This is a genomic window from Vibrio porteresiae DSM 19223 (genome assembly GCF_024347055.1).
GTDB lineage: Bacteria > Pseudomonadota > Gammaproteobacteria > Enterobacterales > Vibrionaceae > Vibrio > Vibrio porteresiae.
The window spans coordinates 2,563,441-2,576,028 of the sequence record NZ_AP024895.1; the positions used below are offsets into that span (position 1 = coordinate 2,563,441).

12 protein-coding genes are annotated in these 12,588 nt (G+C 46.5%); 4 read left to right on the forward strand and 8 right to left on the reverse strand.

The genetic code is table 11. The features are described from left to right. Nucleotides 1-123: 123 nt before the first annotated feature. The 7 genes from fadD to OCV11_RS11740 all read right to left on the reverse strand — a co-directional run bounded on the left by fadD (nt 124) and on the right by OCV11_RS11740 (nt 6,710). Nucleotides 124-1,809, reverse strand: coding sequence for a long-chain-fatty-acid--CoA ligase FadD (gene fadD / locus OCV11_RS11710; RefSeq protein ID WP_261893030.1), 1,686 nt, complete (start codon nt 1,807-1,809; stop codon nt 124-126). A gap of 81 nt (nt 1,810-1,890) precedes the next feature. Continuing rightward, nucleotides 1,891-2,763, reverse strand: a complete 873-nt coding sequence (locus OCV11_RS11715; RefSeq protein ID WP_261893031.1) for an alpha/beta fold hydrolase — start codon at nt 2,761-2,763, stop codon at nt 1,891-1,893. Continuing rightward, a complete protein-coding gene (locus tag OCV11_RS11720; protein ID WP_373332827.1) occupies nt 2,763-3,311 on the reverse strand; it encodes a Slp family lipoprotein in 549 nt (182 codons plus the stop codon). Before OCV11_RS11720 ends, OCV11_RS11715 begins: the two co-directional genes overlap by 1 nt. A 31-nt stretch (nt 3,312-3,342) precedes the next feature. Continuing rightward, nucleotides 3,343-3,639, reverse strand: coding sequence for a chromosome partitioning protein ParA (locus OCV11_RS11725; RefSeq protein ID WP_261893033.1), 297 nt, complete (start codon nt 3,637-3,639; stop codon nt 3,343-3,345). A 52-nt stretch (nt 3,640-3,691) separates the two neighbouring features. Next, nucleotides 3,692-4,393, reverse strand: a complete 702-nt coding sequence (gene tsaB / locus OCV11_RS11730; RefSeq protein WP_261893034.1) for a tRNA (adenosine(37)-N6)-threonylcarbamoyltransferase complex dimerization subunit type 1 TsaB — start codon at nt 4,391-4,393, stop codon at nt 3,692-3,694. Nucleotides 4,394-4,401: 8 nt separating this feature from the next. Beyond that, nucleotides 4,402-6,330, reverse strand: a complete 1,929-nt coding sequence (locus OCV11_RS11735) for an ATP-dependent DNA helicase (protein ID WP_261893035.1) — start codon at nt 6,328-6,330, stop codon at nt 4,402-4,404. Between the two features lie 170 nt (nt 6,331-6,500). Next, a complete protein-coding gene (locus OCV11_RS11740; protein WP_261893036.1) occupies nt 6,501-6,710 on the reverse strand; it encodes a hypothetical protein in 210 nt (69 codons plus the stop codon). Between the two features lie 232 nt (nt 6,711-6,942). On the opposite strand from OCV11_RS11740, the gene purU reads away from it, so the two are divergent. From purU to ansA, 3 genes are all read left to right on the forward strand, one after another. Beyond that, on the forward strand, nt 6,943-7,776 hold the full coding sequence (purU, locus tag OCV11_RS11745) for a formyltetrahydrofolate deformylase (RefSeq protein WP_261893037.1): 834 nt from the start codon (nt 6,943-6,945) through the stop codon (nt 7,774-7,776). A gap of 336 nt (nt 7,777-8,112) precedes the next feature. Continuing rightward, on the forward strand, nt 8,113-9,966 hold the full coding sequence (sppA, locus tag OCV11_RS11750) for a signal peptide peptidase SppA (RefSeq protein WP_261893038.1): 1,854 nt from the start codon (nt 8,113-8,115) through the stop codon (nt 9,964-9,966). Between the two features lie 217 nt (nt 9,967-10,183). After that, complete coding sequence (gene ansA / locus OCV11_RS11755; RefSeq protein ID WP_261893039.1) at nt 10,184-11,197, forward strand: asparaginase; 1,014 nt, start codon at nt 10,184-10,186, stop codon at nt 11,195-11,197. Between the two features lie 82 nt (nt 11,198-11,279). On the opposite strand, the gene OCV11_RS11760 is transcribed toward ansA, so the two are convergent. Beyond that, nucleotides 11,280-11,570: a YeaC family protein gene (locus tag OCV11_RS11760; protein WP_261893040.1), complete on the reverse strand. Its 291-nt coding sequence runs from the start codon at nt 11,568-11,570 to the stop codon at nt 11,280-11,282. A gap of 127 nt (nt 11,571-11,697) precedes the next feature. On the opposite strand from OCV11_RS11760, the gene OCV11_RS11765 reads away from it, so the two are divergent. Further along, nucleotides 11,698-12,552, forward strand: a complete 855-nt coding sequence (locus tag OCV11_RS11765; RefSeq protein ID WP_261893041.1) for a DUF2989 domain-containing protein — start codon at nt 11,698-11,700, stop codon at nt 12,550-12,552. Nucleotides 12,553-12,588: the final 36 nt, after the last annotated feature.

Genomic DNA, 12,588 nt, shown 5'->3' on the forward strand with positions numbered 1-12,588 from the left:
GCTCACTTCTGTGAATTGGGGACTGGCACTGAAATAACAATGCCGGCGTCTTCTGCCGGCATTGTAACACTGTTTGCTCTGGATAACTGCTCTGACAGGCAGAGTGTACTCACCCAATCTCGATTAAGCGGATTTTTGCTGCTGCTCGTTCTCTTCACGCAGCACCCGACGCAAGATTTTACCTACGTTGGATTTAGGCAGCTCGCTACGAAATTCGACAATTTTCGGTACTTTGTAGCCGGTTAAATGTTCGCGACAGTGAGCAATCACCTCTTCTTTAGTCAAGCTTTTATCCCGAGCAACGATGTACACTTTGACCACTTCACCAGAAATTTCATGGGTTTGACCAATCGCAGCTACCTCAAGCACTTTATCATTGAGCGCGATGACATCTTCAATTTCATTTGGATAGACGTTAAAGCCCGAGACGAGAATCATGTCTTTCTTGCGATCCACGATGTACATCATCCCTTGATCGTCAAAGCGCACGATGTCTCCCGTCGATAGCCAGCCATCTTCGGTCAGCACTTCACGAGTGGCATCCGGTCGCATCCAATAACCTTGCATTACCTGTGGGCCACGCACTTGTAGCTCACCAACTTCATCGTGACCAACCACTTCACCTTGCTCATTGACAAGACGTGCTTCTGTTGACGGCACAGGCAAACCAATCGCACCAGAATAATCGGTCAGATCATAAGGATTACCTGCGACAAGAGGGGAACATTCGGTTAAACCGTACCCTTCCAGTAAATGGATTCCCGTGATCTTTTTCCATTTATCGGCCACCGCACGCTGCACCGCCATGCCGCCACCTACTGATAACTTCAAATGGCTAAAGTCCAAGGTATGGAAATCCATATTGGACACTAACGCATTGAAAAGCGTGTTAACGCCGGTAATGGCGGTCACATCATGTTTATCAAGTTCTTTGATAAAACCGGGAATGTCGCGCGGGTTGGTAATCAGCAAGTTTGCCCCGCCCATTTCAACAAACAGCAAGCAGTTCACCGACAGTGCAAAAACATGGTAGAGCGGCAACGCTGTCACCACCAGCTCACGGCCTTCACGCAATACAGGCCCGTAGGCGCCTTTGGCTTGGAGTACGTTCGCCACCATATTACGATGAGTCAGTACTGCCCCTTTAGCGACGCCGGTAGTACCGCCGGTATATTGCAAAAAGGCAATATCATCACCGGATAAATAGGGTTTCACATACTGCAGGCGACGGCCTTTGCGAATCGCTTGGCGCATCGAGATCGCCCCCGGAAGGTGATATTTCGGCACTAGGTGTTTAACGTACTTCACCACAAAATCGACGATAGTGCCTTTCGCGCGCGGCAACATCTGCCCAAGGCTCGTCAAGATAACGTGTTTCACTGGGGTGTGAGCAACAATCTTTTCCAAGGTGTTGGCAAAGTTCGACACAATCACAATGGTTTCGATGTTGGCGTCTTTAAGCTGATGTTCCAGTTCACGCGGGGTATAAAGCGGGTTAACGTTCACCGCCACTAAACCGGCACGCAAAATACCAAACAGTGCAACAGGGTATTGCAGCAAGTTGGGCATCATAAGAGCGACACGATCGCCCTTTTTCAGCTTCAATTCATTTTGTAGATAAGCAGCAAAAGCACGGCTACGCTCTTCCAATTTACGGAAAGTCATCACCGTGCCCATGTTGATAAATGCAGGTTGGTCAGAAAATTTTCTTACCGATAACTCAAACATCTCAACAAGTGACTGATATTGATCGGGATCGATGGTTTCAGGTACATCACTTGGGTAACGTGAAAGCCAGGGTTTATCCACTGTATACTCCTCGTCATTGGCATTAATTTGCTTTATTATTTTGATAATACTATCAGCATAGCCAATTGGCTTGAGTATCTGTTACTCAAGCCCTTCGTTAATTTTGTTAACCAAGCCAAGAATCAGTTCAGCGACCTGTTGCGGTTGCTCCAGATGGCAATGGTGTCCACCTGCAATGGTAAACACTTCCGGTTTTTTCTCCGTCAATTCGGTGCATTGTTGATGTAAATAAGGATATCCTTCCTCACCAAGAATGACTCGGTCGACACAAGTCACCTGCTTCATAATCTGTTTTGCATGGGCCGGACTCATCCGGTACAAGGCATCACATTTTAATTTTGCATCACAACGCCAATACCACAGGTCACCAACTTGACGCATCCCACGCTCAATGACCGGAGCAATCAAGGCGGGAGGAATCTTGTTGACCTGAGAACGATGACGAATCGCCGTTTTCACACTGTCATAACCACGGGCTGGAACACTGCGATATTGGTGGCGGCTAATTACCCCCTCACGCATTCGTGCTACACAAGCATCTGGGTCTTCAAACAGTGGCGCATAACCCTCAATTTGAACTAATCCTGCGACTTGCTCAGGAAAGGCGGCACTATAGCAAGCCGAGATTAAAGCACCAAGAGAGTGACCTACCATAATTCGTCTATTTGGCGAAAAATGTGGCATTAATTGATAAATGTCGTCCACATAATCGTGAAACAGATAGAAATTGCTACCTGCTTTATTCGTGGATAACCCGTGCCCAGGGAGATCGATGGCACATAAATGGTATTGAGGGGCGAGCTGATGAAAAGCTTCCATGATTGTAAAAAAACTGGCAGCGTTATCTAACCATCCATGTAAAAACACGATGGTGGTATCTGCACTTTTTGCATCGCCGATTTCGACGGCAGCAAGCTCACCATCAGCCAGTGCATACTTCGTTTCAGTCAACATTATTTAACCGTTTGAATTACGCGACCTTCATTAGAATCTTTTTCGAAGTGTCGACAGTAAAACCCCCGACATGGATAAAAGTAAGGACCGACATCATCCATAATGACGCGCTGTTCCACTTTCCACAGGTGATAGCCTGACGCTTTCATGGTAGGGAAGGTGTAAGCATAATCTCCGACTTTTCCTTGCTCACTAGCTGCGGTTTTGCCAACGAGGGTCACCAAGCGGCCAGGAGCATAAGTCACTGGGTCGAGAAATCCTTTTACATAAGCAACAAACCGACCTTGCGGTTCTTGGCTGATGTCTGGGCGTCCTGCTTTATCTATAGGGAGATTAACAATTTCCAAACGAGTGCTATTCGCCTGATTGGAAATTCCCGCAATTACTCCCCCTAAACGGACTTCACTATCGGCAGACGGTTTCGTTTCGGTCCAGGTTGAGTAATCTGTAATAACAGCCGTGTCGCTTGACGCCAATTCAGGCGGTAAAGAGGCACACGCTGTCAACAATACGATTGGAAATAAGCTTAGGAGACTTCTCCATCTCATCATATACATAGTTAATCCTCTAACTTGCTGATTAGATGTATATATCGACGCCTAACATCTGAGCAAGTTCCTCTTTTTTTGCTCGATTCATGACATCCATATACTCTTCCATTGCTTTTCGGGCTCGGCCTTCCGGCAAATCATAATGCAGTTGAGCACCGCGAATATCCGCCTCATCAACATGGCGAATAGATTGAGAAACGGCGGTAGCCAGTTTCGAAGGAGCCGCTAATTCGGTGCTTTCACTCTTCTTGCCTTGGCCCTTTTTCGCTTTGGAGGCACGATTAGGACCGGGGATGGAAGGCGGTAAACCGTTAATTGATACCATACAGTTCCTTTAGAGGTTGAGACGAGGTGTGAACCACCTCATCTCAACGAGGTTATTCACGTCCTGGCAACTTTTTCCAAGCTACGTTATCACGTAAATAAACCGGACTGGATTCTTCCACCGGAACAGTGTTGCCTTTTTGCCATTCAAATTTAGCAAGGAAAGCAATATCGCGCGATTCTGGATACAAAACATCGGTGGTAGAACGTTGAAGCCCGATCTCTGCCATCTCAGTTTGGTAAGCATCCCAACCTGTGCCAACTTGTGCCCAAGTGTTGCTATCGTGACGCAAATGCGCTGCTAAGTCACTTGGTGGTATCACACATTCATCGTCAAGTGTGATCCAGCTACCATCTTGCTGACGTTGATATTGAGCCCAGTAGACTTCATTCATCCGCGCATCGATGGCACAAGCGACGTTTTCCACACCATGCAGACGATAAGCACCTTGTGCCATAGCTGCTAACGTGGAAATACCAATCATTGGCAGATCAGCTCCCAACGCTAGGCCTTGGGCGATGCCGATGCCAATTCGAACCCCGGTGAAGCTACCAGGACCACGACCATAGGCTAACGCATCAACTTCAGCCAAAGTTACACCGGCTTCTTTCAACACTTCATCCACCATAGGTAGAATCTTTTTCGTGTGATCGCGCGGAGCTATTTCACTACGGGAGAAAATCTCATCCCCCACCATTAATGCAACGGAGCACATCTCTGTTGCGGTATCGATGGCAAGAATTTTTGCGCTCATGGATATCTCTAATTTGTTTCTGTTTCTGATAATGTACGAAGAAAGTCGGAAATTACCTGCAAATCTCGCGTGCGCGGAATCGGCGGTAAACTGGCGAGGAAGATACCGCCATAATCCCGAGTCACCAAGCGGTTATCACAAATGATTAATGCGCCACGGTCTTTCTTATCTCGAATAAGTCGTCCTACACCCTGCTTTAACGTAATGACCGCTTCGGGTAATTGTACTTGAGCAAAAGGGTCTCCCCCGCGTAACCGACAATCCTCTATGCGAGCTTTCAGTAACGGGTCATCAGGAGCGGTAAAAGGAAGTTTGTCGATGATAACACAGCTTAGGGTATCGCCTCTAACATCAATTCCTTCCCAAAAAGCCCCCGTTGCAACGAGCAAAGCGTTACCTAACTCTAAAAACTCTGCCAACGTCTTCTGTTTGCTGGTTTCACCTTGCATCAACACTGGAAGCGTCAACCGCTCACGAAACTTCTCACCTAAATCACGCATCATGCTGTGCGACGTACACAAAAAGAAGCAGCGGCCTCGGTTCTCTTCAATCACTGGCGCGAGCATACGCACCAATTTATCCGCCAATCCTGGGCTATTAGGCTCAGGCAAATAACGAGGGACACAGAGTTTGGCTTGATGTTCATAATCAAACGGACTTGGCAGTGAGAATTGCGCTTTCGGTTTAATGCCTAAACGCTGGGTAAAATGGCTAAAATCGTCGTTCACGGCAAGAGTTGCCGAGGTGAAAATCCATGCGCCCTGCTTTATCTCTATCTGTTCGTGAAACTTATCCGCGACCGAGAGCGGCGTAATGTGCAACGAAAAATGGCGGGGTGTGGTATCGAACCAGTAGGAATAACCGGTGATCGACACATCGCAAACGCGTTCTAACCGAGCTTTAATCAAGCAGGCACGCTCATAAGCCGTATCGAGCAGTTGACTACGACCCAAAGCCATCTTTAATACTTCGATGGCGAAATCTAAGCTCTCTTTGAGACGTTCCACTTCTCTTGATACCGAAGGCGACACAATGGCATCGCGCCAGTTGCCCCGATAACCGGGCTCTCCAAGCACAATACGTAAATCCATCGCGCTATTTTGGAGCTTCTCGGCCATCTTCTGGAGTTGGCGCATATCTTTCGCTTCGGTGCGATAGCCAATCTCGATATCTTTCGCCAGTTCCTGAATTTGGCGGCTCGACAAGGATTGGCCAAAATATTGGCTGGCGATATCAGGAAGCTGATGCGCTTCATCGAAAATAAAAACGTCGGCTTCAGGGATCAGTTCGCCAAATCCTGTCTCTTTGATCGCCAAATCGGCAAGAAACAGATGGTGGTTTACCACGACTACATCCGCGTCCATTGCCTTACGGCGGGCTTTAGAGACAAAACAGTCTTGATAACTTGGGCACTCTTTACCCAAACAGTTGTCGTTGGTTGAGGTAATCGAAGGGATGATCAAACTGTCTTCAGGCAGAGAGTCACACTCGCCCAAATCACCAGTTTTGGTCTCGGACGACCAACTGCGCACTTTGACTAATTGACTGAGCAGTGTTGGGTCAGATTCATTGGTATGGCTTTCGATCATCTGCCGACTCAAACGGTCAAGACAAAGATAGTTTGAGCGTCCTTTCAGTAATGCCGTTTTACCTAAAAAACCTAACGCATTGACCATTAGCGGTAAATCACGATGGTATAGCTGTTCTTGCAAGTTTTTTGAGCCGGTACTAATGATAATTTTTTTACCACTTAGCAGCGCAGGAACCAAATAAGCGAAGGTTTTTCCGGTTCCGGTTCCCGCTTCAACAACGACTTGCCCATCAGTGCGAATCGCTTTCTCGATGGCTTGCGCCATGTCAATCTGAGCTTGGCGAGGTTGGAATCCGGGAATCGCTTGCCCTAAAGCGCCCTGTTGAGAGAAGGTTTTAGCGATCATTGCCTATTCATGGTGGAAAAAAAGATGGCGAGATTATGGCAGGTTTCTGTTGACGGCGCGACTTCGATTACATGCCGCCAACAGTCAATCAATGGCTAACTTAAAATAAATTATTCACTATCTTGAGGCTGACAACCTCTGTTTTTCGTTCGTCATCGTTTTTCATAGAGTCACTTTCTGTTGAGGTAACGGGTTAACCAAGCGGGGGCATCAAAACCGATTCCCTGCTCTTGTTGCATCAGCAGCACTTTGGCCGCAGCACTGGGCGAAGCTTTGGCTTCCCACATTTGGTCAAGCAATTCGTAGTCTATGTTGTTATCTCCCATGAGAGCACTAACACGTTCGATGTAGAGTTTATGAGCGAGTAGATCTTTGTCCATAACAGTCACCTTGAGACAGCGTAATATTACCGTTTTGTCTGATTTAGACGGCATTTTCCTTACCGACACTTCAGGTCACCTAACGTCACGACGAATGCTTTTTTCTATAGAGGTTGAATCTATTCTGATTATGGATTAATTATAGTGGCTATTCTCGAGCACGCCTCTGCCGTTTAGGCCACTCGATTTATTTTTTAACGATAAAAAAATTCTTTCACGGAAGTCGTATTTGATGGAAAAGAAAACCCTGCTGACACACTGCAGCGATGAGCCAGGGCTCATCTCAAAAATCACCAACATCTGTTACAAACATCAACTGAACATCATTCATAACAGTGAGTTTGTAGACAACACCTCTAGCCAGTTCTTTATGCGTACCGAGCTTGAAGGGTATTTCAATGACGAAACCTTCTTAGCCGACCTAGACCAGGCGTTACCTAAAGGTGCACAGCATCAGTTGGTCAGTTCAGGGCGTAAGCGCATCGTTATCCTTGTGACCAAAGAGTCTCACTGCTTAGGTGATATTCTGATGAAAAACTACGATGGTAGCTTAGACGTTGAAATTGCAGCGGTTATTGGTAACTACGATAAACTGCAAACGCTGACTGAACGTTTTGATATTCCTTACCACTTTGTGTCACACGAAGGTTTGACCCGTGATCAACACGATCAACAAGTGCTTGAAGTGATCAATCAATATCAACCAGATTACTTGGTATTAGCGAAATACATGCGCATTCTGACGCCAGAATTTGTTAACCAATACCCACATCGCATCATTAACATTCACCACAGCTTCTTACCAGCGTTCATCGGTGCGAAACCCTATCAGCAAGCTTATGATCGTGGTGTGAAAATCATTGGTGCGACAGCACACTTTGTGACGAGCAATTTGGACGAAGGCCCAATCATCAAACAGGATGTCATTCCTGTTGACCATACCTTCAGCGCACACGATATGGCGCAGGCCGGACGTGACGTTGAGAAAAACGTCTTGAGCAAAGCCTTGGGTAAAGTGCTCAATGATCATGTTTTTGTGCTGGGTAACAAAACCATCATTCTGTAAAGCTTCCACGCCCAGCCTCGCTGGGCGTTTTTGCATCATTTCTCATCATACCCGCTATCATTGACATAAAACTGACTGACATTCCTAACCAACCCTAATGCCGGACGTGGTTGTTTGGGTATACTAGATCACGTAGGATATTCTTATCTCAACTATTATACCCAAATGACCTCAAGATGCAGACTTCAGAGCTTCATCAACGAGCACAGGTCAAGCTCAATGACGGCAAGAATGGCATTCCCTTTCAACGTCATTGGGCGCAGAAATGAGCTTGTTGAGGTTACTTAGGTATATTTACTATTCGTCACTCACTAACCTCCTAGTGATGGAGCACTAATGAAAAAGTTATTTCGATTTATCGGCCTGATTTTTAAAGGGATATGGAAAACCATTACCTTTATTCGAGTCGCCCTGCTCAACCTGATATTTTTCGTCATTTTGGGCGCTATCATTGTCGCCTATAAACAGGCTTCTGGACCAACTGAAAGCGTAACTTCAACCCCCTCTGCATTGGTTCTCAATTTGTCTGGCCCGATTGTCGAACAGAGCACCTATCTCAATCCGATGGATTCACTAACTGGCAGTGTCTTAGGTAATGAGATGCCAAAAGAGAACGTTCTGTTCAAGGTTGTCGACACGTTACGTTACGCGAAAAACGATCCGAATGTGACCGGGTTAGTGTTGGCGTTACGCGATATGCCAGAAACCAGTTTGACCAAATTGCGTTATATCGCGAAAGCGATTAATGAATTTAAAGCGTCAGGTAAACCGGTCTTTGCTGTCGGCGATTTTTACAACCAGAGCCAGTACTATCTTGCCAGCTATGCGGACAAGATCTTCCTAGCTCCGGATGGCGCAGTGATGCTGAAAGGCTATAGTGCGTATTCGATGTATTTCAAAACCTTACTCGATAAGTTAGACGTCACAACCCATATCTTCCGCGTTGGAACTTATAAGTCAGCGGTAGAACCTTTCATGCGCGATGATATGTCTGATGCGGCTCGTGAATCCGCCTCGCGCTGGTTGGGGCAATTATGGGGCGCTTACATCGATGATGTTGCCAATAACCGCCATATCAAAGTCGATACGTTAACCCCAGATATGAAGCAATTCCTAGCTCAATTTAAAGCAGCCAATGGCAATCTTGCAGAACTCTCTCTCAAAGCAGGGTTGGTTGATAAGCTTGCCACACGTGCACAAATTCGTACCGAATTGGCGAAGACTTTTGGCAGCGATGGGGTCGATAGCTATAACGCCATCAGTTACTACGACTACTTAGGTCAAGTCCCTAACGTGCCAAACACCGCTAAAGATCGTGTTGCCGTGATTGTGGCAAGTGGCACGATTATGGATGGCTCGCAGCCACGTGGCACTGTTGGTGGCGATAACCTTGCCGCACAACTGCGTGATGCACGTAATGACAAACACGTGAAAGCCGTTGTTCTACGTGTCGACAGCCCTGGAGGCAGCGCATTTGCTTCGGAAGTGATTCGTAATGAACTGGAAGCATTAAAAGCCTCTGGCAAGCCTGTCGTCGTTTCAATGTCGAGCCTTGCCGCATCCGGTGGTTATTGGATTTCCATGAGCGCCGATAAAATCGTTGCTCAGCCGACTACACTCACCGGTTCTATCGGTATCTTTAGTGTGATTACCACCTTTGAAAAAGGGCTATCTAAGATTGGGGTCTCCACTGACGGTGTGGGCACGACGCCATTTTCTGGTGTAGGGGTCACGACAGGTCTGAGTGATGGAGCCAAACAAGCGCTGCAAATGGGTATTGAGCATGGTTATCAACGCTTTATCTCATTGGTAGGTGAAAACCGTCATCTCTCGCTGAAACAGGTAGATAGCATAGCTCAAGGCCATGTTTGGACCGGCCAAGATGCGCTACGTCTTGGTTTAGTCGATAAACTGGGTGATTTTGATGATGCTGTAGCGTTAGCGGCACAATTGGCAAAATTGCAACATTATCAATTGGATTGGATTGATGAACCATTGTCACCAACCCAACAGATTCTGCAAGACATCCTCAGTGAAGCCCATGCTAGCCTTGGTGTGAATATCGAAAGTTGGATTCCTGCGGCGTTGAAGCCAGCCGCGAAACAGCTAACGGAGAGCGCGAGCATCCTGAGCAGTTTTAACGACCCACAAGGACAATACGCGTTCTGTTTGCCTTGCCAAGTAGAATAAGGATTGACAAAATGTCGACACTGCCGCCACTTGGCGGCCGTTTTCTTTTCTCACTTCACCACGACGCAAACGTTTAACTAATTTGCATAATTATGCACCAATAATCGCTATTCATAAGCAAAATAAAATCATGCGCTTTTTCTAGCACCTATTTTTATTCTGAAACTTTTCGCTATAATCCCCACTCTGTTCCCTACTACATGAGTGATTTCTAGCAATGGCCAGAAAACATATCTATATCGCCTACACAGGCGGCACCATCGGTATGACAAAGTCAGATCATGGCTATGTACCGGTAGCTGGATTTATGGAAAAACAACTGGCAAGCATGCCAGAATTCCACCGTCAGGAAATGCCTGAATTTACCATTCATGAATATGATCCGTTGATTGACTCATCAGACATGACACCGGAAGATTGGCAAAAAATTGCTGACGACATCCGTGATAACTACGATAAATACGATGGTTTTGTCATTTTGCACGGCACGGATACGATGGCGTACACCGCGTCAGCTCTATCATTCATGCTGGAAAATCTTGGCAAACCAGTGATCGTTACTGGTTCACAAATTCCACTTGCGGAATTGCGCTCAGATGGTCAAGCCAACCTATTGAACGCACTACACATCGCAGCAAATTACCCAATTAACGAAGTGACCCTGTTCTTCAATAATCACTTGATGCGCGGTAACCGCAGCGTGAAATCGCATGCCGATGGCTTCAATGCGTTTACTTCACCAAACTTGCCACCGCTACTTGAGGCGGGGATCAACATCCAAGTGGCTAACTTCGTGAAAGTAGATGACAAGCCACAAGGCGCGTTCCGCGTACATAACATCACACCACAACCTATCGGTGTGATTACCATGTACCCAGGCATCTCCCATGAAGTGATTCGCAACACGCTACTTCAACCAGTTAACGCCATGATCCTGCTGACGTTTGGCGTGGGTAACGCACCGCAAAATCCTGAACTGCTTGCTCATTTACATGAGGCTTCAGAGCGTGGCGTGATCGTGGTGAACTTAACCCAATGTCTAGCGGGCAAAGTAAACATGGGTGGCTACGCAACAGGTTGTGCCCTGCATGACGCAGGCGTGATCAGTGGTTACGATATGACACCAGAGGCCGCTCTGGCGAAATTGCACTACTTGCTAAGCCAAAATCTCACTTACGAACAAGTCAAAGAGCAAATGCAGCAAGTTCTGCGTGGTGAAATGACACTCTAAGTGTTGGTTGCTTTACGAAAACGAAGCCCCGTGATGACGGGGCTTTTTATTGAGTAACGCCTTTATCTGGTTAAAGTTTGCGCTATCGCAAATCGCTATTTGGATTTACTCTTATTATATCTTCTTGATTAGATTGAAAACGTTTTTTAAGCTCAGCTTTGGACTTGAAGACGATTTCACCCTCAGTGCTGATACTCATGTGATCGGGATTCACATTGTGTTTTGCTTGATACAACATCACAGCTTGCATACAAGAATCTCGCTGCTCAACAGAAAGTGGTGTACCTTCAGGCCACTTCCCTGTTTCAACGGCGTATAGCAAACGCTCGTAAGCTTCTGGGGTAATCGCATTAATCAATTGATCTCTGTCCATGACGTGTTCTCACTTTACGAAAGGATGAGCCCTACCGCTCAACTCTGATGAGTAACACCATATCTCGCTGGAAGTTTGAGTCAAGAAAGGCTAAATAGTTAAGTGTTATCGATCACAAGCGAACTCTATGAATAGCATAAAATTTGCAGCACTTGTGCTTGTCACCGCGAGCATGAGTGGGTGCTTTGAAAACCGGAACAACACAGACAAGCTCTGTGCTGAAAATCCCAACTTGCGGTGTGAACGTCTCAACATCTCCGATGGCCAATGCCGCGTAGCACGGACGGATTTGATTTGGCATCGTTTCGAAGTATTGAAAAACGATACCGTGGACAATAAAATTTCTGAGTTCCACTACCTTGCTAAGTACAAAAAGTGTATGGAATTGGCATCGCAAATTCGAGCGATCGACCAAACCGAATTAAAGCAAATTCGTTTTCAAGCAATGCAAAATGCCGCTGAAGATCAACATGACTTGATTGAAGCCATTCGCCAAAGTAAAACCCCCCAAGCGTATTACTTCCTTTGGAGCCAGATTGGCGATAAAAGTGCGCAGCGAGAATTTTTGCAGATGGAAGGCAAACCGCAGCTAGAATCCACTGAAATGCAATACGCACTAGCGACCTTCTATACTCAGCGTGACCATAAAAAAACGATCATTTTACTCAATCACGCGCTAGAGCTGGCGCCAGACGATAACGTGAACATCGACATTTTCAAATCGCTCGCGAGTACGCATCAACTGCTTAACCAGAGAGAATATGCCTACATTTGGGCCAAGGTGAGCCAACACTATGGCGTACAAATTGCCTCAGCTAAAGATCTGCAACTGCTCTATGGCTTTAGTGATGATGAATATGGTGAATTAGATAAAATCGCCGACAATGTGGTTGCCGCATTGAAGGTTGGTCAATACCACGCCTCAATGATCAAAAATCAGTTAGCGGCTCTAGCAACACCCGATCCTGCGCCTAACGAATAGTTTGAACACGAACTAGTTTTGCATAACAGCCCTCAC

What these genes read in the sequence shown, in the direction of transcription:
- purU (WP_261893037.1), top strand. Translation starts at nt 6,943, where the DNA reads ATGGAAAAGAAAACCCTGCTGACACACTGCAGCGATGAGCCAGGGCTC.
- OCV11_RS11735 (WP_261893035.1), bottom strand. Translation starts at nt 6,330, where the DNA reads ATGATCGCTAAAACCTTCTCTCAACAGGGCGCTTTAGGGCAAGCGATT.
- OCV11_RS11725 (WP_261893033.1), bottom strand. Translation starts at nt 3,639, where the DNA reads ATGGTATCAATTAACGGTTTACCGCCTTCCATCCCCGGTCCTAATCGT.
- OCV11_RS11720 (WP_373332827.1), bottom strand. Translation starts at nt 3,311, where the DNA reads ATGAGATGGAGAAGTCTCCTAAGCTTATTTCCAATCGTATTGTTGACA.
- OCV11_RS11760 (WP_261893040.1), bottom strand. Translation starts at nt 11,570, where the DNA reads ATGGACAGAGATCAATTGATTAATGCGATTACCCCAGAAGCTTACGAG.
- ansA (WP_261893039.1), top strand. Translation starts at nt 10,184, where the DNA reads ATGGCCAGAAAACATATCTATATCGCCTACACAGGCGGCACCATCGGT.
- OCV11_RS11715 (WP_261893031.1), bottom strand. Translation starts at nt 2,763, where the DNA reads ATGTTGACTGAAACGAAGTATGCACTGGCTGATGGTGAGCTTGCTGCC.
- tsaB (WP_261893034.1), bottom strand. Translation starts at nt 4,393, where the DNA reads ATGAGCGCAAAAATTCTTGCCATCGATACCGCAACAGAGATGTGCTCC.
- OCV11_RS11765 (WP_261893041.1), top strand. Translation starts at nt 11,698, where the DNA reads ATGAATAGCATAAAATTTGCAGCACTTGTGCTTGTCACCGCGAGCATG.
- sppA (WP_261893038.1), top strand. Translation starts at nt 8,113, where the DNA reads ATGAAAAAGTTATTTCGATTTATCGGCCTGATTTTTAAAGGGATATGG.
- OCV11_RS11740 (WP_261893036.1), bottom strand. Translation starts at nt 6,710, where the DNA reads ATGGACAAAGATCTACTCGCTCATAAACTCTACATCGAACGTGTTAGT.